Origin of the sequence: Kitasatospora sp. NPDC097691, assembly GCF_040302665.1 — a bacterium.
Classification (GTDB): Bacteria; Actinomycetota; Actinomycetes; order Streptomycetales; family Streptomycetaceae; genus Kitasatospora.
Genome location: NZ_JBEORY010000007.1, coordinates 17,848 through 39,003, shown reverse-complemented (window position 1 = coordinate 39,003; position 21,156 = coordinate 17,848). Strand labels below are relative to the sequence as shown.

Below are 21,156 nucleotides of genomic sequence, written 5' to 3'. Positions count from 1 at the left end.
GGGCGGGAAGGCGGAGGCTCGCGCCGTCCTACTTCCGGGCCGCGATGGCCGCGAGCAGCTGCTCGACGGCCGCGGTCGGCTCGGCGAGCAGCGAACGACACGCCGCCTCGGCCCGGTCCGGGTCACCGCTCTCGATCGCGTCGACCAGTGCCTCGTGGGTGGCCACGACCGCCTCGGGCATGTCGTGGTCGCCGAAGGCGGAGGTCATCGCCTCGCGGACGGAGGCGCCGAAGTAGCGGTACACCTCGGTCAGCGCGGGGTTGTGCGCGGCCTCGACGACGGCGGTGTGGAACTCCAGGTCGTGCTCGACGGTGGCCTCGCGGCTCGCCCGCTCGGGGTGCGCCGCGAACACCTCGGCCTCGCGGGCCAGTGCGGCCCGCATCCGCCGGATGTCCTCGGGGGTGTGCCGCAGCGCGGCCAGCCGGGCGCCCTCGGCCTCCAGCGCCGCGCGGACCTCCAGGACGTCCCGGATGCCCGAACGCTGGACGCCGCGCAGGACGGAGGCCGGGTCGCTGGTCGAGCGGACGAACGTCCCCTCGCCCTGGCGGGAGACCAGCATTCCGGCGTGCACCAGCACCCGGATCGCCTCCCGCACGGTGTTCCGCCCGACCTGCAGCTGCTCGGCCAGCTCGTGCTCGGTGGGAATCCGCGACCCCACCGGCCAGACCCCGCCGGCCAACTGCTCCCGCAGCTGGTCGATCGCGGTGTCCACCAGGGATCGCCGTCCGGCCGCCTGCAGGCTGCTGCCCTCGCCGCTCATTCCGGACCTCCCTCTGCCACCGAAGCCGCCAACACCAGTCGTAGGTCATCCTACAACTACTTGCCCGGTCATCCTACAACTGGTCGCGGGGACACTCCGTGAACGCCCACCACCGACACGCCGCCCGCCCCATCTGCGCGCGGCGGAAGGCCACGGACGGGAGCGCATGTCACTCCCGGGTGACCCCGCGCCCTCCCGAATCCCCGGACTTCCCGGACTCCACGGGCCGCCAGGCCCGGTCAGCGCGGCGGGTAGAGGCGCTCCAGGACAACCGCGACGCCGTCCTCGTCGTTGCCGGCGGTCACGGTGTCGGCGACGGCGAGGAGTTCCTCGTGGGCGTTGGCCATGGCGACGCCGTGGGCGGCCCAGCCGAACATCGGGACGTCGTTGGGCATGTCGCCGAAGGCGATGGTGTCGGCGGCGCGCAGGCCCAGGCGGCGGGCGGCGACGGCCAGTCCGGTGGCCTTGGACAGGCCGAGCGGGAGCAGTTCGACGACTCCGGGGCCGGCCATCACGACGCCGACCAGGTCGCCGGCCGCGCGGCGGGCGGCTTCGGCGAGGGCGTCGTCGGTCAGCGCGTGGTGCTGGATGTAGAGCTTGCTGACCGGGGAGGCGAGGAGTCCGCCGCGGTCGACCCGGACGACGGGCAGGTCGGAGCCGATGAGCAGTTCGTAGCCGGGGCCGGCCAGGACCTGGCCGTCGAGGCCGTCTTGGTTGGCGGCGACGGCGAGCGGGCCGGTCTCGGCCTCGATCTTCTCGATGGCGAGCGCGGCGAGCCGGCGGTCCAGGGTGAGCGAGGTGAGCAGCTTGTGCGCGCCGGCGTCGTAGACCTGGGCGCCCTGGCCGCAGACGGCTATCCCGGTGTAGCCGATCTCGTCGAAGACCGGGCGGGCCCAGACGGCCGAGCGGCCGGTGACGATGATGTGCAGCGCGCCCGCGCCGGTGGCCGTGGCCAGGGCGGCGCGGGTGCGCTCGGAGACGGTCTCCTCGCTGGTCAGCAGGGTGCCGTCGAGGTCGGTGGCGACCAGCCGGTAGGGCAGGTCGCCACCGCCGCGGGTGCCTTCCGGGGAGACGGGGCTGGGGCTGGTGGTGCTCATGGGCCGGTCGTCTCCCGGGAGTTGCGGGTGGTGCGGGTCATGCGGGTGGTGCAGGGCGGTGCGGGCGGTGCGGAAGCTCCCCGCACCGGGAGCCGGGCCTACTTGACCGGCTGGAGGACGGTCCGTCCGCCGAGGAACGGGCGCAGCGCCTCGGGAACGGCGACGGAGCCGTCGGCCTGCTGGTGGTTCTCCAGGATCGCCACGATGGTGCGCGGGATGGCGACCAGGGTGCCGTTCAGGGTGGCGAGCGGGCGGGTCTTGCCCTCCTCGCGCATCCGGATCGACAGCCGACGGGCCTGGTACTCGGTGGTGTTGGAGGTCGAGGTGACCTCGCGGTACTTGCCCTGGGTGGGGATCCAGGCCTCGATGTCGAACTTGCGCGCGGCCGAGGCGCCGAGGTCGCCGGAGGCGACGTCGATGACCCGGTACGGCAGCTCCAGCGCGTTGAGGAAGTCCTTCTCCCACTGGAGCAGGCGGCGGTGCTCGTTCTCGGCGTCCTCGGGCGTGGTGTAGACGAACATCTCCACCTTCTCGAACTGGTGGACGCGGATGATGCCGCGGGTGTCCTTGCCGTAGGTGCCGGCTTCGCGGCGGAAGCAGGACGAGTAGCCGGCGTAGCGCAGCGGCAGCTTGTCGGCGTCGAGGATCTCGTCCATGTGGTACGCCGCGAGCGGGACCTCGCTGGTGCCGACGAGGTACCGGTCGTCCTCGGCGAGGTGGTACACGTTCTCGGCGGCCTGACCGAGGAAGCCGGTGCCGTCCATGGCGGCCGGGCGGACCAGGGTCGGGGTGATCATCGGGGTGAAGCCGGCCGCGGTGGCCTGGGCGATCGCCATGTTGACCAGGGCGAGCTCCAGCAGCGCGCCGACGCCGGTCAGGTAGTAGGAGCGGGCACCGGCGACCTTGGCGCCGCGCTCGGTGTCGATCGCGCCGAGGATCTGGCCGAGCTCGACGTGGTCACGCGGCTCGAAGCCCTCCGCGGCGAAGTCGCGCGGGGTGCCGATCTCCTCGAGGGTGACGAAGTCCTCCTCGCCGCCGACCGGGGCGGCCGGGTCGATGAGGTTCGCCAGCGAGCGGAGCAGGCGGTCTGCCTCCTCCTTGGCGGCACCCTGCTCGGCGTCCGCGGCCTTGACCTCGGCGGCCAGGTCCTTGGTGCGCTGCAGCAGGGCGGCCTTCTCGTCGCCCTTGGCCTGGGCGACCTGCTTGCCGAGCACCCGCTGCTCGCTGCGCAGTTCGTCGAAGCGGCTGCCCGAGGACCGGCGCCGCTCGTCGGCGGAGAGGAGGGCGTCGACCAGGTCGACGTCCTCGCCACGGACGCGCTGCGAGGCGCGCACTCGGTCAGGGTCCTCACGGAGCAGGCGAAGGTCAATCACAGGCCCAAGCGTACCGGTCGGGCGTTCCTCCACCGGTACCGGTTTTCCCCTGGGGATAACCGCCCCGATCCTGTGGATAACTCCTGAGGGGAACGCTCTTCGGGCGGGTTATCCACAGGCCGGGGGCCGGGGTTGTGGATCGAAGGGGAGGGTCACCCTCCGCGCGACCGAACCAGGGAATTGAGGTTTCAAACCTCATTCGACCTTCCCGAGTGAGGGAATTGAAGTACTCAGACGGGTGATTTGCTGGCAAGCGGGTGACTCTGGTCCGATTAGTCATCTCTGCGACGCAAACCGATGATCCGACCGGTTCTGGGTAATGGCTATACCGGTTTGTCGACTCATCCCCAGGCCTGTGGATAACTTCCGGCTGTGGACAGCGGGGAGGCCTGTGGACAGCGGCCGCCGGTGCCGGGGCGATCTGTGGATGACGGGTGCGGTCGTCCGCCCCGCCTGATCGGACCGATCCAAAACGGTCGGAAAAGGTCAGAAAGACGGCAGGTGTCGCCCGGATGTCTCAGATGTCCCCGCGCCCGTCGAGCGCGCGGGAGAGCCAGTCCGCCGCCGAGGTGAAATCCTCGTCCGAGGTCCCCGGCCGCCGGTGGGTGGACACCTGCCGGTCGGCGCGCGGATAGGAGCCGAGGTACCGCACCTGCGGGCAGATCCGCTTGAGCCCCATCATCGCCTCGGCCACCCGGCGTTCGGAGAGGTGGCCCTCGCAGTCGATCAGGAAGCAGTAGTTGCCCAGGCCCTCACCGGTCGGCCGGGACTCGATCCGCATCAGGTTGACCCCGCGCACCGCGAACTCCTGCAGCAGCTCCAGCAGCGCGCCCGGGTGGTCGTCCGGCAGCCAGACCACCATCGAGGTCTTGTCGGCGCCGGTCGGCGAGGAGACCCGGCCCGGGCGGCCCACCAGGACGAACCGGGTGGCCGCGCTCTTCGCGTCCGCGATGTCCTTGACCAGCGGGTCCAGCCCGTAGATCGGCGCCGCGAACTCGCCCGCGAACGCCCCGTCGTAGCGGCCCTCGGCGACCAGCCGGGCGCCGTCCGCGTTGGAGGCGGCCGACTCCCAGGTCGCCTCCGGCAGGTTGGCCGCCAGCCAGCGGCGCACCTGCGGCTGGGCCACCGGGTGGCTGGTCACCGTCTTGATCCCGGACAGCTCGGTGCCCGGCCGGACCAGCAGCGCGAAGGCGATCGGCAGCAGCACCTCGCGGTAGATCATCAGCGGTGCGCCGGAGGCCAGTTCGTCGTTGGTCGCGGTGACCGCGCCCTCCACCGAGTTCTCGATCGGCACGAACGCCCCGGCGGCCTCTCCGCCGCGCACCGCGTCCAGCGCCAGCGCCACCGAGGACAGTGGCACCAGCTCGCGGGTCGCCGCCTCGGGCAGGGTGTGCAGCGCCGCCTCGGTGAAGGTGCCGGCCGGGCCGAGGTAGGTGTAGCGGGTGGCCGACATGACGCCTCCGTGGGAGCTAGGTGCTGCATGGAACGGGTGGTGCGCTCGGGTGCCGCGTTCGGCCGGTGCGTTCGCGTGGTGCGCTCGGGTGGTGCGTTCGGGTGCTGCGTTCGCGTGGTGCCGAAACAGTCACCCTAACGATTCCGCGGTCCCGGCAGGAAAGCGTTCCACTGACCGGGACCGCCTGTGGTATCGGCCGGCGGGCCCCTGACGCTACCCCTCCAACAGCTGCCCGCCGAGGTACCCGCCGACCGGCGCGGCCGGGGGCACCGCGTACACGCCGCTCGCCTCGTGCCGCAGGAAGCGGGAGAGGCCGTCGCCCCGGGAGAGCTTGCGCTGTACCGGGGTGAAGCCCTTGCGCGGATCGGCCTGGAAGGCCACGAAGAGCAGCCCGGCGTCCGGCGAGCCGTCCGGCAGCAGTCCGTCGTGGTACGAGAAGCCGCGCCGCAGCATGGCCGCCCCGCCGTTGGCCGTCGGCGCGGCGACCCGGATGTGCGCGTCGGAGGGGATCGCCAGTGCGCCGTCCGGGCCCTGGGCGGACAGGTCGACCGGAGCGTGCTCCCCGGCCCCGGCGGGCGTGCCGAGCGGGGCGCCGTCCGCCTTGCGCCGTCCGATCACCCGCTCCTGCCGGTCCACCGGGAGCGCCTCCCAGTGCTCCAGCAGCATCCGGATCCGCCGGAACACCAGGTACGAGCCGCCGGCCAGCCAGCCCGGCTGGTCGCCGCCGGCGGCGCAGAACACCTTGGCGGCGAAGCCGTCCTCGCCCGGCTTCGGGTTGTTGGTGCCGTCGACCTGGCCCATCAGGTTGCGGCCGGTCACCGGCCGCGCGGCGGCCCCGGGGGTACGGGCGAAGCCGGCCGACTGCCAGCGCAGCGCCGCCGTCCCGGCCGCCAGTCGCTGCAGCACCCGCAGGGCGTGCACCGCCACCAGCGCGTCGTCGGCACCGATCTGGACGAACAGGTCGCCGTCACCGCGGGCCGGGTCGAGCGCGTCGCCGGGGAAGGCGGGCAGCGGTTCGAGCCCGGGCGGGCGGCGGTCGGCCAGTCCGGCCTTGTCGAAGAGCCCGGCGCCGAAGCCGACCGTGAGGGTGAGCGAGCAGGGGCCGGCGTCCAGCGCGACCTGGTCGTCGAACTCCTCGGCCGGCTCCCCGGCGGTCAGCCGCTCGGCCGCCTTTGTCCAGCGCTGCAGCAGGGCGTGCAGCCCGTCCCGGCCCGCCCCGTCGACCAGGTCGAAGGCGGCCAGCTGGACCCGGGCCTGCTGCGGTTCGAGGATCCCGGCCTGGTGCTCGCCGCGGAACGGTACCCGGGCGGCGCCGAGCGCGCCGTTCGCGGGTGCCGCACCGGCGGCGCGGTCGGCGCGGTCCAGGGCGACCGCCCCGGCGACGCCCGCCCCGGCGCCGACCAGCAGCCCGGCGCCGGCGGTGCCGAGCAGGGCGCGCCGGGTGAAGCCGGTCCGGTCCGCAGCGGCCTGCCCGACCGGGGCCGGTTCGGTCGCCGTCTGCCCGGTCGCCGTCTGCCCGGTCGCGGTCTGCCCGGTCGCCGTCTGCCCGACCGGGGCCGGTTCGGTCGAGGGTTCCGTCGAGGCCGGGTCCGTCGTCGTCACGTCGTCCACCGCCGTCAGCCGATCTTGAACTGCTGGGTCGGCGTGGTCTGGTCGATCTCGGAGGAGCGGACCTGCACCGACACCACCCAGGTGCCCGCCAGCGGCAGCTGTGCGGTGCCGCTCCAGCGGCCGGTGCCCTCCGGCGTGAGCGCCACCGGCAGCGGGCCGAGGTCGCGGTCCGGCAGGGTGAAGGCGAGCTCCACCTCGGGGACGTCCACCGGCTGCCCGTCCACGCCGTCCAGCGCGAGCTTCACCTCGTTCGGGCCGGTCCGGGCCGGGTTGAGGGTGACGGTCGCGGTGCCCTTGGCGTTCGGCGTCCGGCCCTTGGTGTCGTACGGGAGCTTGAGCTCGACGGTGCGGCCGGGCTCGGTCTGCGGCGCGGCCGCGGCCCCGCCGGCGGCCGGCGCGGCGGCCCCGGCCGTGACCTCGCTCGCCACCCTGCCGGGCGGGGAGTTGGTCAGCATCGTGGTGACCACCAGCACCGCCACCGCGACCAGTGCCTCGACCAGCACCGAGCGGCGCAGCCCGGCCCGGGTCGGGGTCAGCCCGCGCTCGCGCCCGGCGCTCTCCCGGGCGGCCCGCTGGCGGTCCAGCTGCGCCCGGCGGACCGGGTCCTCGCCGTGCGCCGCGACGCCGACCGGCTCCGGCACCTCGGCCTGCTCGACCTCCGCCGCCTCGGCCGGGGCCGACCGCAGCCGGGCCAGCCAGGTGCGCGACATCCAGGCGACGCCGAGCATGACGACCACGCAGCCGCTCTTCACCAGCAGCAGCCGCCCGTACTCGGTGCCGGTCAGTGCGCCCCAGCTGCCCAGGCCCCGCCAGGACTGGTAGATCCCGGTCGCGGCCAGCACGGCCACCGAGCCGAAGGCGACCTTCGAGAAGCGGTCGACCACCTCGGCGCCCACGCCCTCGCGCAGCGCGACCAGCAGCGTGGCCAGCCCGCCCAGCCAGAGCGCCATCGCGATCAGGTGCAGGATGCCGAGCGGCAGCGCCAGCCAGACCTGGATGCCCACCGAGGCGTGGTCGGCGCCGACCCAGGTCGCGGCGAGGGCGACCGCCAGCACCAGCCCGGCCACGCCGAGGCCGAGCCGGGCCTCCCGCTGCGGCCGCTCGGCGGCCCGCTGCTCCAGCTCGCGCAGCTCGGCGTCCTCGGCGTCCTCGCCCCCGCCGTCGGCACCCCGGCCCCCGCCGTCGACGCGCCGGTCCTCGGCGGGCTCCGCGGGGAGCGGCCGCGGCGGCTGCCCCAGCTGGCCGACCAGCAGCGACAGGAACACCCCGCCCGCCGCGAGCAGCAGCAACCGGGCGGCCAGCGCGGTGCCGATCCGCTCGTCCAGGGTGGCGCGCACCAGCGACAGGTCGAAGGCCTGCCCGATCCCCGAGCCGCGCTCGTACGGCCCGCGCAGCATCAGCACCGCGACGGTGGAGACCAGCAGTGCCGTCCAGCCGGTCATCAGCAGCCGCTGCACCGGGCGCCGGGCGGTGCCGGCCGGCCAGCAGATCAGTACGAAGGCGGCGACGCCGGCCAGCAGCGCGAACGCCGCGTAGGCGACGGTGCGCCCGGTGCCGTACAGGGCGGCGACCAGGCCGTCGGCCTTGGCGCCCTGCAGCGCGGTGGCCGACACCGAGGTGTCCGAGGGTGCGCCGATGGAGAAGGTGAACGCCCCGCCGACCGGGTGCGAGTCCTCCGAGACGGCCCGCCAGGCGACGGTGTACGTGCCGTTGGCGATCCCGCCCTTGAGGCCGACCCGGGCGGTGTTGCCCCTGCCGTCGGCGTGCGCGGGGTTGCCGGTGTCCACGGCCTTGCCGGCCGGGTCGAGCACCCGGACGGAGTCCGGGGAGAGCGACACGGACTCGCTGAAGGTCAGCGTGACCTCCGACGGGGCGGTGGCGACCACCGAGTTCTGCCGGGGGTCGGTGGAATCCAGGGTGGCGTGCGCGGAGGCCGGTCCGGCGCCCGCGAGCATCAGCGCGAGCAACGCGCCGAGCACTCCGAGCACCCCGGCGATCCGGCGGTGCGAGGCCTTCTCCAGGCCGGCCGACTGCATGGTGACGGTCCCCTTAACTCTGGCTGGGGCGGTAGGTGAGCTCCTTGACCGGAACCTTGACCGAGATGGTGCCGGACTTGGCGAAGGTGAGGTCCAGTTCGAGCTCGTCGCCCAGGGCGGGGGCCTTCTGCCAGCCCATGATCATGAGGTGGGTGCCGCCGCGCGCGAACTGCAGCGCACCGTGCGCGGGCACGTTCAGGCTGTCGACCTGCTCCATGCTCGACGGGGTCGAGCGGTGCATGGTGACCGACTCGGCGCCGGGGCTGGTCACCTTGACCAGCTGGTCCTGACCGCCGTCGTTGCGGACGGTCAGGTAGCCGGCGGCCATGCCGCCGGCCGGGGGCAGCGGGATGTAGGAGTCGGCGACGCTGAGCCTGGCCGGCCCGCTGCCGGCACCGTCCGGGCCGCTCTGGCCGCCCGTCCCGCAGGCGGCCAGGATGGCGCCGCCGCCCAGGACCGTGGCCAGCACCGCACCGGTGAGGGCGGTCCGCCGGAAGCGGTGCGCTGCGTTCCCCGCCATTACGCCGCGACCCCCTTGGCGAGCAGCGCGAGGTCGTGCTCGTAGGTCTTCTCCTCGGTGCCGCTCATGTAGAGCACGTGCGCCTTGTCGTCCGAGGGGAGGAAGGCCAGCACCTGTGCGCCGTGGGTCGAGGTGACCGTGCCGTCCGCGTTGACCACCGGGTCCTCGATCATGATGCCGAGCGACCTGGCGGCGGTCTTCACCTTGGCCAGGTCGCCGGTGAGGCCTATGAAGTCGCTGCCCATCGAGTCCAGCCAGGTGCGCAGCACCTTGGGGGTGTCGCGCTGCGGGTCGGTGGAGACGAAGACGACGTTGATCTTCTGCCGGTCCTCCGCGGAGAGCGCCTTCATCGCGACGCCGATGTCGCCCATGGTGGTCGGGCAGACGTCGGGGCAGCTGGTGTAGCCGAAGAACAGCAGGGTGGCCTTGCCGTTGGTCTGCTGCCGCAGGTCGAAGGGCTGCCCGGAGGTGTCGGTCAGCTGGAGGTCCGGCTTCTCGAAGTTCTTCGCCAGCTTGGTGCCCTGGTACGGGGTGTCCTCCTTCTGCTGGACGACCTTCGCGGCGGTGGAGCCGCCGCCGGAGGAGCCGCAGGCGGACAGCGTCAGGGCGGCGGCCAGCGCGAGGGCGGCCGCGCCGGCCAGGCGGGCGGTGCGGGCAGGACGGGCGGTGCGGGACATGCGGGTTCCGATCGTGCGCGGTGGACGGCCGGCGGGGCCGTACCCGTGGTGGGAGTACGGCCCCGCCGGCGCGGGGGTCAGGAGGCGGAGCCGCCGTTCTTGCGGCGCAGGCCGAGCACGCCGACGGCGGTGCCGATCACGCCGACCACGATGCCGACCACACCGAGGGTGCGGGCGGTGGAGTCACTGGCCTTGCTGCCGCCGTCAGAGGAGGCGGCGTGGTCCGAGCTGGCCCCGTGGGCGCCCGCGGCGGGGGAGGCGGTGACGCCGTGGTCGTCGTCACCGGCGGCGGCCTTGGTGAGCTTCAGGACGGGAGCGGGCTTGGCCGGCTCGGGCTGGCCGTCCTTGGTCTCGTCGATCCAGCGGACGACGTCGCCGTTGTCGTAGGTCTGCAGGGCCTTGAAGACCAGGCTGTCCGAGTCGGTCGGCAGCGGGCCGAGCGAGACCCGGAACTCCTGGAACTGGCCGGGGGCGATCTTGATGCCGGCGTCGGCGGTCCAGGTGATCTTGGAGACGGCCTCGTTGACGTCGTTGCCGTGCACCTTGATCGGCTTGTCGAGCTTCGACTTCTCGATCGTGGCCGTCCAGCCCGGCAGCGGCAGGGTCCGGACCGAGGCCAGCGGGTGGTCCAGCGGGAGGTTGACCTCCAGCTTCACCGTGCTCGCGGTGTCGCTCTCGTTCGGCACCCGGAAGTCCACGGCCGTGTAGCCGCCCTGGGGGGCCGCACCCGGGTTCACGGTGACGTGCGCGAAAGCGGGGCCGGCCAGCGCCACCACGGAGGCGGCGGCGGCCAGGGCGACGGCGGCGAGACGGCGGGTGGGAAGGGAACGCATGATGCGGGGTCTCCGATCGGAGCTCGGCGGCAGGCCGGGGCCGGGCGACGGACTGGGCCGCGCCTCGGCCGCGCCTCGTGGTGCCGCGCGTGGGGACGTGTGGGGGCAGAGCCTCGGGGCCGGACCCGGTGGTCGGGAAACGGCCCGGACGGTGCGCACACCCGCGCCCGGCACGGCCCGCAGGCCGCCGGGGAAAGCGGATCAGTACGCGAAGGCCCCACGCGGCGGCCCGCGCCGCACCACGCTGTGCCGCAGCACGGCACCCGCCGGGAGCGGGCTCTCCCCGCCCCGGGCCCCGAACCGGCGGACCGGACCGGCCACTCCGAACAGACCGCGCAGCAGCACGGCCACCAGCGCGAACGCCGACCGCAGCGGCGTCGCCCAGTGCTCCCGGGCCGTCGATGCCGCCACCCGCAGCAGGCGCCACAGCGCCGCCTCGCCTCGCCGCAGCCACCAGCCCGCCACCAGCGCGGCGGCCAGGTGCCCGGCCAGCATCGACGGTGTCATCCCGAACACGCCGGTCTGCCACCACGGCGCGGCGGCGAACGCGTGCGGGTCCAGGCCCGCGGAGGAGACCAGCTGCTCCGGGGTCGGGCTGCCGGGCAGGCCGACCAGCGTGCCCGGGCGGGCCTCGTTGCAGATCAGCCGGCCGGCCACCTGCGGAACGGTCATCGAACCGGAACCGCCGTGGTGCATGCCCGACATCGCGGAGGAGCCGGTGAGGCCGGTGAGGCCGGTGAAGCCGTGGAAGAGGCAGTGCAGTCCGAGCTGCCCCGCACCCAGCGCCCCGGCGATGCCCGCCAGCGAACGCTCCCGGCCGCCACAGACCGCGGCGAACGCCAGCACCGCGGCGAAACCCGCCGCCAGGGCGGTCGCCGGTACGTTCCCGCCACCGGCGAGGGCGTGCCCGGCGGCCGCTATCAGCGTGCAGACCAGCGCGAACGGGACGGCCCGGGCAAGCCGCAGGTCCCAGGCGGCGGACCCCACCGGCTGGGCCGGTCCGGGGGCGCCCGGGGACGGGGCGGCAGCGAGGGCAGTCATGGCCGGGCCATCCTCTCATTGCGTACGCCGCCGACACGGGGAGGGTGGGAAATCCCTACGAATGCCCCTTTCGGCAGCGGCGTGCAGGACCGGGTGTGCGCCGCTCGGCACAGACCCCGTCCCCCAGTCCATCCGCCGAACGGGCGGTAGCGGCCCCCGGGCACGGTTCACCGCCGAATCGCCCGGAGATACCTAGTTGTATGTGGAGCCGCAGCCAGGAGGGACCTCCCGTGGACATCTGGTGGACTCTGCACCTCAAGCGCGACCCGGCCAGCGTGCCGCTGGCCCGGCGCATCCTGCTCGGTGCCATGGCGACGGCGGGCGTCGACCCGCAGATCGCCGACGACCTCGGCGTCGCCCTCAGCGAGGCCTGCGCCAACGCGGTCGAACACGGTGCCACCGGGCGGCCCGACGACGGCTTCCAGGTCACCGCGTCGATCAGCGGCGACCGGCTGCGGATCGAGGTCACCGACTCCGGGCCCGGCCTGCCGGCCCCCGCGGCCCCGCCGGTCCGGCGCCCCGTCGCCGCCGCGCCGACCCGCCCGGCGGCGACGGGCCGGGGGCCCCGCCGCTCCCGCCGCGGCCGGGCCACCGTCCCGGCCCGCGTCCTCACCGGCCACCGCCCCCGCCGCGACGACCACCCGTACGACACCCACGTCCTCCCCTGCCGCCCCACGGCCCCCACCCTCCGCCCGGTCGACCTCGACACCCTCCCCGACCTCACCGCCGAGTCCGGCCGCGGCCTCTTCCTCATCCACGCCCTCACCGACCACGTGCAACTCCGCAACCACCCCTTGCGGGGGGCCATCGTGAGCTTCGACAAGATCCTGAAGTGGCAGGACGACGCGTTGTTGCGGGCCGCGTCCTGACGGGACGTCCCGCAAACGCCCGAGGGGCGCGGACCGACGGTCCGCGCCCCTCGGCGCCGAGCGGGCGGGTCAGCCTCGGGCGGCCGACTTGCGGCGTCGGAGGGCAACCAGGGTGCCCGCGCCCACGGCCAGCACGCCCGCGCCGCCGAGGGCGATCGGGAGGGTGCCGGAGCTCGCACCGGTCTCGGCCAGGTGCGGACCGCCGGAGGGCGAGGGGGAGGCGGTCGCGACCGGTGCGGTGGTGGCCGTTGCGGCACCGGCCTCGGCGACGTGGAACTCGCCCAGATAGTCGTCGAGGAACTGGGTGCAGGCCTGCGGCTTGTTGTTGGCCGGGGTCGGGACCTTGTCGTTGTCGAAGGCGTCCGACCCGGCCTCGTAGTTGGCGCCGTACTTTCCGACCGGGGCCTTGGCGGTGGCGGCGATCCGGACCTTGTAGGTGAGCTTCTCGCCCTTGGCCAGCTTGAAGTCGGGCACACGCAGATCCCGGTCATCGAGCTTGGCGGGCTTCCAGCCGGAGCCGGTGTCCAGCTGGACGTCGAAGAACTCGGTGCTCCACTGGACCGGGAAGTCCCCGCCGAACTCGTCGGTGACGTAGAGGCTGTTGTGGACGGTCGGCAGGTCGACGCCGCTGTTGTTCTGCCACGTCATGGTCATCTCGGCGGCCGGGCCGCCCTTGACCAGGGTGGTGCCGTACAGGCCGCTACCGGTGACCTTGAGCAGGGAGCTCTGGTAGACGCCGCCGTGGCAGCGGTCGCTGTTGGTGGGCGTCGGCACCGGCAGGGTCGGGAGCTTGGTCGGCTTGGTGGTGGCCGTCGGGGCCGGGGTGGTCGCGGTGGCGCTGGGCGTGGCCGTGGCCGACGGGGTGGCCGTGGCGGTCGCGGTGGCCGTCGGGGTCGGGGTGACGCTGACGGCGCCGGCGGTGGCGGCGCCGACCGTGGCGCCGAGCGAGAGCGCCACCAGCGTGGACGCGGCCAGGAGGCGGGAAGTGCGCACGGTGAGAGTCCCCCATTAAGGATGAAATATGGCTGAAATCGGGCGACTTGGCACTGCGGCGAGGCCGTAGGTCCTGGTCGCGCCCGCGTACCCTACCCGGCCGCGGCGGCCGGATTTCGCCCCAGGGCCGTGCGGTCCGGCGGTCGGGCCCGGTATGCCGGTGCCGGGGGTAAGGGGGTGGCCGTTCGGGGGCGCACCAGTGGCTGTGCGGGGGTGGGGCGGCTCCGGTTGCCGGGGGTGGGAGGGGGTCGGACGATGGGGGGCATGATGCACCAGATGCGAGCCGAGTACGGCGCCGGCGGCGCGGCCGAGGGGGTGCGGCTGTGGCACGTGGTCCGGGGCGAGGAGAGCGTGGCGATGTGCGGCCGGGAGCTCGATCCGCAGGCGCCGGTGCAGGACGCGGTGAACTGGGGGAAGACCCCGGAGCTGTGCTGTCACACCTGCGGGGCGTACTTCCTGCGCGAGGCGCCGTACCTGTCGGCCGAGCACCCGTAGACGCCGGTCTACAGTGCCCGGCATGGATGAACCCCTCGTTCGGCCGCGGTCGTTGACCGGCGAGGCCGCCGGGCTGCGCGCGGGCCGCCCCGAACTGCCCGAGTACGTCGACCGCTTCTGCACGCTGGTCGAGCGGGTGGACCCGTTGATCCACGCGTTCGTGCCGGAGCCAGGGCGGCACGACCGGCTGCGGGCGCAGGCGGGGGAGCTGGCCGCGCGGTACCCGGATCCGGCCGGGCGGCCGCCGCTGTACGGGGTGGCGGTGGGGGTCAAGGACATCGTGCACGTGGACGGGTTGCCCACGCACGGCGGGTCGGCGCTGCCGCCCGGGGTGCTGGCCGGGCCGCAGGCCGCGGTGGTGGACCGGCTGCGGGCGGCGGGCGCGCTGGTCGCGGGCAAGACGGTGACCGCCGAGTTCGCCGCGAGCGCCCCCGGGCCGACCCGCAACCCGCACCACCCGGGGCACACCCCGGGCGGCTCCAGCAGCGGCTCGGCGGCGGCCGTCGCGGCGGGGCTGGTACCGCTCGCGATCGGCACCCAGACGGTCGGCTCGGTGATCCGCCCGGCCGCGTACTGCGGGGTGGTGGGCTTCCGGCCGACGTACGGGCGGATCCCGGTCGACGGCGTGATCCCGAACGCGCCGAGCTTCGACACCCTGGGGGTGTTCACCGCCGACCTGGCGGGCGTGGCGCTGGCGGCCCCGCTGCTCTGCGACGACTGGCGGCCTACGGCGGAGGGCGCGGAGGGTGCGGAGCCGGTGCTCGGGGTGCCGGACGGGACGTACCTGGAGCACGCCGAGCCGGCCGCGCTGCGCGCCTTCGAGGAGCAGCTGGAGCGCTTGGCGCGGGCCGGGCTGACGGTGCGCCGGGTCGAGCTGTTCCCCGACTTCGCCGAGGTCGGGCGGCGGTTGCAGGCGGTCAACCGCTTCGAGTTGGCCCGTAGCCACGCCGACTGGTTCGCCCGGTTCGGCGGTCTCTACCGGCCGGAGACGGTGGCGGGCATCCGGGTCGGCCAGGGCGTCGCGCCCGAGGACCGGGCGGCCGCGCTGCGGTTCCGGGAGCGGCTGCGCGATCGGGTGGCCGCGGCGGGCGCGGCGGCCGGGGTGGACCTGTGGCTGGCGCCCTCGGCGACCGGCGGGGCGCCGGAGGGCCTGCACGGCACCGGGGACGCGGTGATGTCGCTGCCGTGGAGCTTCCTCGGCCGGCCGGCGCTGAGCCTGCCGGCCGGGCGGACGCCGGGCGGGCTGCCGCTGGGTCTCCAGGTGGTCGGCGCGGAGGGCGGCGACGAGCGGCTGCTGGCCCAGGCCGTGGGGCTGGAGCGGGTGTTGGCGGAGCGTTAGGCGAGCGCCGGGTCGGCCGGGTCGGCGGCCTCGGCGCGCAGCAGGCGCAGCAGGAGGCGGCCGGCCCGCTCGTACGGGGTGGTCTCGTCGTGCAGCACGGCCTGCGAGTTGGCCGTCTCCAGGACCGCGATCAGGGCGAAGGCGAGGTCGCCGAGGTCGGTGTCCGGGCGCAGGGCGCCGGCGGTGCGGGCCTCGGTGAGGGCCTCGACGATCGTGTCGGACCACTCCCGGGCGCAGCCGGCCAGGGCGTCCCGGACGGTGCCGGGGCGGGCGTCGAACTCGGCGGTGACCTCGTAGAAGAAGCAGCCGCCGGGGAAGACCCGGGCGCGCGAGTAGGCGAGCCAGCTCTCGCACAGGGCGCGGACCCGGGGGAGGCCGGGCGGGGTGTCGGCGACCGGCGCGACGACGGCGTCGGCGAAGATCCGGCGGGCGGCGCGGACGGTGGCGAGCTGCAGCTCCTCCTTGGAGCCGAAGCCTGCGAAGACGCCGCTCTTGCTGAGCCCGAGGTCGGTGGCCAGCCGGCCGATGGAGAGTGCGTCCAGGCCTTCGACGGAGGCGATCCCGACGGCGCGGTGCAGGACCGCCCGGCGTGTTTCCTCGCCGCGCAGGACCCGTCCGTCCGTGGTCGCTCGGGCCATCGTCCGCCCCCGTTCTCGTCTCGCAGTGCGTGTCGCCCAGGGTAGTGCGTGGGCCGGTCCGCGCCCGTAAAACTGCACGAACGGTCGTGCTAATATCTCGCCGCGAGCGCGAGCACCACGGCCCCACCCCCGCCAGGAACACCCGTCCGTACGACAGGGAGACCCGATGGACCCGGCCCAGGCACCGATGGCACTGATCCGCACCGTCCTCAACCCCGCCGCCCGCATCGCCCCCGGCGTGGCCGGGCGGGCCGCCTACGAGCTGTTCATGCACCCGGTGCGGCGCAGCCGGGTGCGCCCGTCGGAGGCGGAGGTCCACCGACGGGCCGTCACCGAGCGGCTCACCGTGAACGGCAAGCCGGTGGTGGGCTACCGCTGGGGCAGCGGTGAGCGGCCGGTCCTGCTGCTGCACGGCTGGCGCTCCCGGGCCTCCCGGTACGCGCCCTTCGTGCCCCGGCTGCAGGAGCTCGGCCTCAGCGCCGTCTCCTTCGACGCGCCGGGCCACGGCGACTCCGGCGGGCGGACCACCAGCGTGCCGGAGTTCCGCGAGCTGGCACTGCGGCTCCAGGAGCGGTACGGGCCGTTCGAGGCCGTCGTCGCGCACTCGCTGGGCGTCTGCGCCGCCTTCGGGGCGCTGGCCGACGGCCTGCGGGCGGGCCGGCTGGCGGCCGTCTCCGGGGTGTCCCGGGTCGGCTTCTTCCCGGCCGCGTTCTGCGCCGGGCTCGGCCTGAACGCCCAGGTCGAGGGGGCACTGCGGGCCCGGATCGAGCGGGAGCTGTTCGGCGGGGACCCCGGCGGCTGGGAGCGCTACGACGCGGCCCGCCGGGTGGCGGAGGTCGACCTTCCGGTCCTGGTGGTGCACGACGAGGACGACGACGTCGTCCCGCTGAGCCAGGCGCACCGGCTCCGGAAGGCGTACGGGGAACGGCTCGACCTGGTGGTCACCCGGGGGCTCGGCCACCGCCGGATCATCGCGGAGCCGACCGTCGTCGACCAGGTGATCGGATTCCTGGCCGCGGGGCTGGAGGTGGCGGCCGGATGAGTACCCTCGACCGCATGGAGATCGTCGAGCTCGTCGAACTGCACGCACGCTCACTGGAGTTGGCCGCCGAGGTGGTCGACGCCGTCCGGCCGGAGCAGCTGGAGCTGCCGACCCCGTGCGCGGGCTGGACGCTGCGGCACCTGCTGGAACACGAGATCGGGCAACGCCACGGCTTCGCGGCGGCCGCCCGCGGGGCGGGCCCCGACCTTGCCCTGTTCGCGCCCGTTCCGGTCGGACCGGACCCGGCGGGCACCGTGCGCCGGACGGGCGCCGAACTCACCGCCGCGTTCCGGGACGCGGCCGCGGCGGGCCGGGCGCTCTGGCTGCCCGAGATCCGCGACGGCGGCCCCTTCCCGCTCGACCGTGCGGTGGGCTTCCACCTGCTCGACACCCTGGTGCACGGCTGGGACGTCGCCGCCGCGCTCGGCACGGCGGACGGGCTGGTCGAGGCGGTGGAGGGCGACGGGGAACTGCTGTCGGTCCTGGTCGCGGTGACGGAGGCCGTACCGGACACCCCGGAGGCGCGGGCGCCGGGCCGGGCCTTCCGTCCGGGCCTGCGGCCCGGAGACGGTGCGGGCCGGTTCGACCGCGTACTGGCGCTGCTCGGCCGCGATCCCGCCTGGAAGGGGTAGTTCAGCTCCGGTCGCGCTGCTCGTCCGGGAAGCGCGGCCCGCCGATCAGGTACAGCAGTGCGGCGGTCGGAAAGCCGAGTGAGGCGACCACCAGCACGATGAACTGCCAGAACATCTTCCGCTCCTCGTCAGTCACGGGCCGCCCGGGCACCCGAAGGTGATCCCAAACCTGACCCGCCCCGATTGGCCGAATTGTCCGGTCACTTTCCGACGGTATGGCCGAATCACCCCGGCTGCCACCGGGGCCCGGGCCCCGGCCCGGCGCCCACCGGCGCAGGGGTCTGGGCGCGGGCCGCGGGCGGCGGCCACACTGTCGGGATGCAGCTACAGCTCGCAGGGGAAGCACGGCGGCCCGACCGCGAGAGCGAGGACTTCGCGGCGGCCTCGCCGGAGGCGCTGGTCCTGCTGGACGGCGCGAGTTCGCCGGCCGGCCTGGAGTCCGGGTGTCGGCACGGGACGGCCTGGTACGTGCGCCGGCTGGGCGTGCACCTGCTCGCCCGGCTCACCGACCGGGCGGACCGCTCGATCGCCGAGTGCCTGGCCGACGCCATCGTGGAGACGGCCGCGCTGCACGGCGGCCGTTGCGACCTGGCCCATGCCAACACGCCCGCCGCGATGGTGGTCGCGGCCCGGCGGCACGGCGAGGCGCTGGAGTACCTGGTGCTCGGCGACTCGCTGCTGGTACTGGAGTTCAAGGACGGCCCGCCGAAGGTGATCGGGGACAACCAGCGCTTCCCCGGCGGGGAGGGGCTGCGCCGCCAGATCTGGTCGACCGTGCCCGGCTCGGCCGAGCGGGCCGCGCTGCACCTGGAGTACGCGCTGGCCGTCCGCGCCGCCCGCAACCGGGGCACCGGCCCGTGGATCGCGGCCGCCAGCCCGCGCGCGGCCGAGCACGCCGAGACCGGTTTCGTCCGGCTGGACCGGCTGCACGCGCTGGCCGCCCTCACCGACGGCGCCTCGCGCTTCACCGAGCGCTTCGGGCTGGGCAGTTGGGGCGACGTGCTGCGGCTGCTCGCGGAGTCGGGCCCGGGCGAGCTGATCGCCCAGGTCCGCGCGGTGGAACGGGCGGACGTCGCCTGCGAGCGCTGGCCGCGCGGCAAGGCGCACGACGACGCCTCGGCCGTGTACGCGCTGCTGTAGGCCCGCCGCGCAGCCGGGCCCGGACGGCGCGACGGCGGGTCGGCCGAAGGGAGTCCTTCGGCCGACCCGCCGTGCCGACGGCCGCAGCCCGGACGCCTGCGGCCCGTTACGAGCGGCGCCGGATCCGGGCGGTCCGTGACAGCGACACGCAGATGACGGAGGTGGCGGCCCACACCAGGGGGACTGTCCACGGCCTCCACCACATGAGCGCCGGCGAGACGGCCGCGGCCGCCAGCAGCGCGACGGTGACCGGCAGCACAACGTCGCGCCGGTACCGCCTCAGCTGCTCGCCGAGGACCTCTTCGACGATCTCGGTGACGACCTCGGCGACCCGGTCGTCGATGGCGTCCCCGTGGTGCACGAGGAACTGCTCGATGTCGTCGGTCCTGCCGGCCGGGCAGGGGTGGCCGGCGGCGCTCGAGTGTCGATCGGTCATGTCCCCACGATGTCGCACCGGGCGGCGCCGGGTCGGCAGCGTGAACCCACCGGCCGGACGGGGGGTAAACCCTACCCCCGCTCGTGGGCTCTCCTCGCTGCCGACGGGTGGTCGGGTTGGGTACCGTCCCCTTGTCGAATCGAGGCGCGGACGAAGACCTGGTCGCCGCCCGCACTGCCCACGAGAGCGGGTCTGAAGCAGTTGACCGAGAACATCGCCCGCCGTGCCACCGGCATAGCCCGGACGGACGCCCGGCCACCCCGCGAGGTGGTGCCGGGCAATCCGCTGCGCGCGCTGGCCTCCCCCGTGCTGTGGCGGGCGTCGATCCACCTGGTCCTTGACGGTCTGGTGGCGCTGGCGGGACTGGTCGTGCTGGTCGTGCTGGCCGTCGCCGTCTGCCTGGCGCCGGCCGGCCTGGTGGGCCTGCCGCTCACGGTGGCGGCGGGGTGGGCGCTGTTCCGGCTGGCCGCCGTCGAGCGCGCCCGGTTCGCCGTGACCTGCGGGCTGGAGCTCGACGAGCTGCCGGCGCCGGTCTGTTCGTGGCGGTTGGCCAAGTCGCTGCAGTCGCTCGTCCACAACTTCTGCACCTGGCGGCTGATCGGCTACTTCGTACTGCTGTTGCCGGTGGCGGTGGTGACCGTGGTCGGGGTGGCGCTGGTCTGGGCCGTGCCGTTGACCCTGGTGCTGCTTCCGGCCTACTACCGGGGCCTGCCCGGCGGGCAGGCCCAGCTCGGGCCGTTCTTGGTGGATTCCCTGCCCCGGGCGCTGCTGGTCGCGGCGGTGGCGCTGCTGGTCGGCGGGGTCCTCTCCCCACTGATCGTCAGACTCCTGCTGGCGCTGGACACCGCGCTGGCCGTCGCACTGCTCTCCCGGCCCCGCGGCATGGAACTGGAGCAGCGGGTCAACGATCTGACGGAAAGCCGGGCCAGGGTGGTGGACGCCGCCGAGGCGGAGCGCAAACGGATCGAGCGGGACCTGCACGACGGTGCCCAGCAACGGCTGGTGGCGATGTCGATCACCCTGGGCCGGGCCGGCTCGCGGCTGAAGAAGTCCGGTGACCACGAGACCGGCAAGATGGTCGAGGACGCCCGGCGGGAAACCCTCGGCACCATCAACGAGCTGCGCAACCTGGCCCGTGGCCTGCACCCGCCGGTGCTGACCGACCGCGGCCTGGAGGCGTCGCTCTCCGCCGTCGCCGCGCTGGCTCCGGTGCCGGTGCGCCTTGACGTCCTGGTGGAGCCGCGCCCCTCCTCCACCATCGAGGCGGTCGCCTACTTCACGGTGACCGAGGCGCTCACCAATGTGGCCAAACATGCTCATGCGACCCGCGCTTGGGTGGAGATCCGGCGGGAGGGCGCCCGATTGGACGTCAAGGTCGGCGATGACGGGCGTGGCGGAGCCGACCTCGCGGCCGGCACGGGTCTGACCGGTCTGGCGGACCGGGTGTCCGGGGTGGACGGGCGGTTCCGGCTCAGCAGTCCGGTGGGTGGACCGACCGTGATCGAGGTGGAACTGCCGTGCGGGTAGTGCTGGCCGAGGACTCCGCGCTGCTGCGCCAGGGCATCGAACTGCTGCTCAGCGAACAGGGGATCGAGGTGGTCGCCGCGGTGGGCGACGCGGAGCAACTCCTGCGCGCGGTGGCCGAACACCGGCCGGACGCCTGTGTGACGGACGTCCGGATGCCGCCCACCTTCCTGGACGAGGGCCTGCGCGCCGCACTGGCGGTACGCGCCCGCTGGCCGGAGACCGGCGTCCTGGTGCTCTCCAACTACGTCGAGGAGCGCTACGCCATCGACCTGGTCAACACCAATGACAACGGGGTCGGCTACCTGCTCAAGGACCGGGTGTCGGACGCCGAGGAGTTCGTGGACGCGCTGCGCCGGGTCGCCGCGGGCGAGACGGTCCTCGACCCGGAGGTGGTCAAGCAGTTGCTGGCCGGCAGCCGGCAGCGGGATCCGCTGTCCACCCTGACGCCGCGCGAACGGGAGGTCCTCACGGCCATGGCGGAGGGCCGTTCCAACGCCGGGATCGCGGCCGATCTGGTGATCGGCACGGCGGCGGTGGAGAAGTACATCCGCAGCATCTTCGTGAAATTCGATCTGCAGCAGGAGGCGGGAGACCACCGCCGCGTGCTCGCCGTTCTGCGCTACCTGGGAGCTTGAGATCAGTAC

The 21,156-nt window shown here is 74.4% G+C and carries 21 protein-coding genes; 8 read left to right on the top strand and 13 right to left on the bottom strand.

What is annotated here, in order from left to right; genetic code table 11:
• Positions 1-28 precede the first annotated feature (28 nt).
• The 10 genes from ABTY56_RS07150 to ABTY56_RS07105 form a co-directional block, all read right to left on the bottom strand.
• Entirely contained in the window at positions 29-760 is a 732-nt protein-coding gene (locus tag ABTY56_RS07150) for a FadR/GntR family transcriptional regulator (RefSeq protein WP_350627355.1), read from the bottom strand.
• Positions 761-999: 239 nt separating this feature from the next.
• Complete coding sequence (locus ABTY56_RS07145; RefSeq protein WP_350627354.1) at positions 1,000-1,857, bottom strand: HAD family hydrolase; 858 nt, start codon at positions 1,855-1,857, stop codon at positions 1,000-1,002.
• A gap of 98 nt (positions 1,858-1,955) precedes the next feature.
• The gene (gene serS / locus ABTY56_RS07140; protein WP_350627353.1) at positions 1,956-3,230 is read right to left on the bottom strand and encodes a serine--tRNA ligase; all 1,275 of its coding nucleotides are present in this window, start codon (positions 3,228-3,230) and stop codon (positions 1,956-1,958) included.
• A 517-nt stretch (positions 3,231-3,747) separates the two neighbouring features.
• Positions 3,748-4,683: a prephenate dehydratase gene (pheA, locus tag ABTY56_RS07135; RefSeq protein ID WP_350627352.1), complete on the bottom strand. Its 936-nt coding sequence runs from the start codon at positions 4,681-4,683 to the stop codon at positions 3,748-3,750.
• Between the two features lie 213 nt (positions 4,684-4,896).
• Positions 4,897-6,285, bottom strand: a complete 1,389-nt coding sequence (gene efeB, locus ABTY56_RS07130; protein ID WP_502893049.1) for an iron uptake transporter deferrochelatase/peroxidase subunit — start codon at positions 6,283-6,285, stop codon at positions 4,897-4,899.
• A 14-nt stretch (positions 6,286-6,299) separates the two neighbouring features.
• A complete protein-coding gene (locus ABTY56_RS07125) occupies positions 6,300-8,330 on the bottom strand; it encodes a copper resistance CopC/CopD family protein (RefSeq protein WP_350627350.1) in 2,031 nt (676 codons plus the stop codon).
• 13 nt (positions 8,331-8,343) lie between these two features.
• Positions 8,344-8,850: a copper chaperone PCu(A)C gene (locus ABTY56_RS07120; RefSeq protein WP_350627349.1), complete on the bottom strand. Its 507-nt coding sequence runs from the start codon at positions 8,848-8,850 to the stop codon at positions 8,344-8,346.
• A complete protein-coding gene (locus ABTY56_RS07115; RefSeq protein WP_350627348.1) occupies positions 8,850-9,527 on the bottom strand; it encodes an SCO family protein in 678 nt (225 codons plus the stop codon). Before ABTY56_RS07115 ends, ABTY56_RS07120 begins: the two co-directional genes overlap by 1 nt.
• A 77-nt stretch (positions 9,528-9,604) precedes the next feature.
• Positions 9,605-10,360, bottom strand: coding sequence for a YcnI family copper-binding membrane protein (locus ABTY56_RS07110; protein ID WP_350627347.1), 756 nt, complete (start codon positions 10,358-10,360; stop codon positions 9,605-9,607).
• Positions 10,361-10,561: 201 nt separating this feature from the next.
• Positions 10,562-11,401 carry a hypothetical protein gene (locus ABTY56_RS07105; RefSeq protein WP_350627346.1) on the bottom strand — a complete coding sequence of 280 codons (840 nt, stop codon included), beginning with the start codon at positions 11,399-11,401 and terminating at the stop codon, positions 10,562-10,564.
• Positions 11,402-11,631: 230 nt separating this feature from the next.
• Between ABTY56_RS07105 and ABTY56_RS07100 the strand changes: the two genes are divergently transcribed.
• The gene (locus ABTY56_RS07100; RefSeq protein ID WP_350627345.1) at positions 11,632-12,270 is read left to right on the top strand and encodes an ATP-binding protein; all 639 of its coding nucleotides are present in this window, start codon (positions 11,632-11,634) and stop codon (positions 12,268-12,270) included.
• 69 nt (positions 12,271-12,339) lie between these two features.
• Here ABTY56_RS07100 and ABTY56_RS07095 read toward each other — a convergent pair whose 3' ends face one another.
• Positions 12,340-13,263: an LPXTG cell wall anchor domain-containing protein gene (locus ABTY56_RS07095; protein WP_350627344.1), complete on the bottom strand. Its 924-nt coding sequence runs from the start codon at positions 13,261-13,263 to the stop codon at positions 12,340-12,342.
• Positions 13,264-13,527: 264 nt separating this feature from the next.
• Between ABTY56_RS07095 and ABTY56_RS07090 the strand changes: the two genes are divergently transcribed.
• Both ABTY56_RS07090 and ABTY56_RS07085 read left to right on the top strand, forming a co-directional pair.
• Positions 13,528-13,758 carry a hypothetical protein gene (locus ABTY56_RS07090; RefSeq protein ID WP_350627343.1) on the top strand — a complete coding sequence of 77 codons (231 nt, stop codon included), beginning with the start codon at positions 13,528-13,530 and terminating at the stop codon, positions 13,756-13,758.
• A gap of 22 nt (positions 13,759-13,780) precedes the next feature.
• Entirely contained in the window at positions 13,781-15,097 is a 1,317-nt protein-coding gene (locus ABTY56_RS07085; protein WP_350627342.1) for an amidase, read from the top strand.
• Here the strand turns inward: ABTY56_RS07085 and ABTY56_RS07080 are convergent.
• Complete coding sequence (locus ABTY56_RS07080; protein ID WP_350627341.1) at positions 15,094-15,735, bottom strand: TetR/AcrR family transcriptional regulator; 642 nt, start codon at positions 15,733-15,735, stop codon at positions 15,094-15,096. The genes ABTY56_RS07085 and ABTY56_RS07080 overlap by 4 nt on opposite strands.
• Positions 15,736-15,901: 166 nt before the next feature.
• On the opposite strand from ABTY56_RS07080, the gene ABTY56_RS07075 reads away from it, so the two are divergent.
• The 3 genes from ABTY56_RS07075 to ABTY56_RS07065 all read left to right on the top strand — a co-directional run bounded on the left by ABTY56_RS07075 (position 15,902) and on the right by ABTY56_RS07065 (position 18,549).
• On the top strand, positions 15,902-16,777 hold the full coding sequence (locus ABTY56_RS07075; protein ID WP_350627340.1) for an alpha/beta fold hydrolase: 876 nt from the start codon (positions 15,902-15,904) through the stop codon (positions 16,775-16,777).
• Positions 16,774-17,409 (top strand): TIGR03086 family metal-binding protein, encoded by a 636-nt coding sequence (locus ABTY56_RS07070; protein ID WP_350627339.1) that lies wholly within the window; start codon positions 16,774-16,776, stop codon positions 17,407-17,409. The genes ABTY56_RS07075 and ABTY56_RS07070 overlap by 4 nt, the downstream gene beginning before the upstream one ends.
• A gap of 318 nt (positions 17,410-17,727) precedes the next feature.
• Positions 17,728-18,549, top strand: coding sequence for a protein phosphatase 2C domain-containing protein (locus tag ABTY56_RS07065; protein ID WP_350627338.1), 822 nt, complete (start codon positions 17,728-17,730; stop codon positions 18,547-18,549).
• A 106-nt stretch (positions 18,550-18,655) separates the two neighbouring features.
• Here ABTY56_RS07065 and ABTY56_RS07060 read toward each other — a convergent pair whose 3' ends face one another.
• On the bottom strand, positions 18,656-18,985 hold the full coding sequence (locus ABTY56_RS07060) for a hypothetical protein (protein ID WP_350627337.1): 330 nt from the start codon (positions 18,983-18,985) through the stop codon (positions 18,656-18,658).
• A gap of 201 nt (positions 18,986-19,186) precedes the next feature.
• Here ABTY56_RS07060 and ABTY56_RS07055 point away from each other — a divergent pair, with 201 nt between their 5' ends.
• Positions 19,187-20,512 carry a sensor histidine kinase gene (locus ABTY56_RS07055; protein ID WP_350627336.1) on the top strand — a complete coding sequence of 442 codons (1,326 nt, stop codon included), beginning with the start codon at positions 19,187-19,189 and terminating at the stop codon, positions 20,510-20,512.
• Entirely contained in the window at positions 20,503-21,147 is a 645-nt protein-coding gene (locus tag ABTY56_RS07050; protein ID WP_350627335.1) for a response regulator transcription factor, read from the top strand. The genes ABTY56_RS07055 and ABTY56_RS07050 overlap by 10 nt, the downstream gene beginning before the upstream one ends.
• Positions 21,148-21,156 lie beyond the last annotated feature (9 nt).

Excerpts from the sequence above, each read along its gene's own strand:
- ABTY56_RS07150 (WP_350627355.1), bottom strand. The coding sequence starts at position 760 with ATGAGCGGCGAGGGCAGCAGCCTGCAGGCGGCCGGACGGCGATCCCTG.
- ABTY56_RS07145 (WP_350627354.1), bottom strand. The coding sequence starts at position 1,857 with ATGAGCACCACCAGCCCCAGCCCCGTCTCCCCGGAAGGCACCCGCGGC.
- pheA (WP_350627352.1), bottom strand. The coding sequence starts at position 4,683 with ATGTCGGCCACCCGCTACACCTACCTCGGCCCGGCCGGCACCTTCACC.
- ABTY56_RS07125 (WP_350627350.1), bottom strand. The coding sequence starts at position 8,330 with ATGCAGTCGGCCGGCCTGGAGAAGGCCTCGCACCGCCGGATCGCCGGG.
- ABTY56_RS07120 (WP_350627349.1), bottom strand. The coding sequence starts at position 8,850 with ATGGCGGGGAACGCAGCGCACCGCTTCCGGCGGACCGCCCTCACCGGT.
- ABTY56_RS07115 (WP_350627348.1), bottom strand. The coding sequence starts at position 9,527 with ATGTCCCGCACCGCCCGTCCTGCCCGCACCGCCCGCCTGGCCGGCGCG.
- ABTY56_RS07110 (WP_350627347.1), bottom strand. The coding sequence starts at position 10,360 with ATGCGTTCCCTTCCCACCCGCCGTCTCGCCGCCGTCGCCCTGGCCGCC.
- ABTY56_RS07105 (WP_350627346.1), bottom strand. The coding sequence starts at position 11,401 with ATGACTGCCCTCGCTGCCGCCCCGTCCCCGGGCGCCCCCGGACCGGCC.
- ABTY56_RS07090 (WP_350627343.1), top strand. The coding sequence starts at position 13,528 with ATGATGCACCAGATGCGAGCCGAGTACGGCGCCGGCGGCGCGGCCGAG.
- ABTY56_RS07085 (WP_350627342.1), top strand. The coding sequence starts at position 13,781 with ATGGATGAACCCCTCGTTCGGCCGCGGTCGTTGACCGGCGAGGCCGCC.
- ABTY56_RS07080 (WP_350627341.1), bottom strand. The coding sequence starts at position 15,735 with ATGGCCCGAGCGACCACGGACGGACGGGTCCTGCGCGGCGAGGAAACA.
- ABTY56_RS07075 (WP_350627340.1), top strand. The coding sequence starts at position 15,902 with ATGGACCCGGCCCAGGCACCGATGGCACTGATCCGCACCGTCCTCAAC.
- ABTY56_RS07070 (WP_350627339.1), top strand. The coding sequence starts at position 16,774 with ATGAGTACCCTCGACCGCATGGAGATCGTCGAGCTCGTCGAACTGCAC.
- ABTY56_RS07065 (WP_350627338.1), top strand. The coding sequence starts at position 17,728 with ATGCAGCTACAGCTCGCAGGGGAAGCACGGCGGCCCGACCGCGAGAGC.
- ABTY56_RS07060 (WP_350627337.1), bottom strand. The coding sequence starts at position 18,985 with ATGACCGATCGACACTCGAGCGCCGCCGGCCACCCCTGCCCGGCCGGC.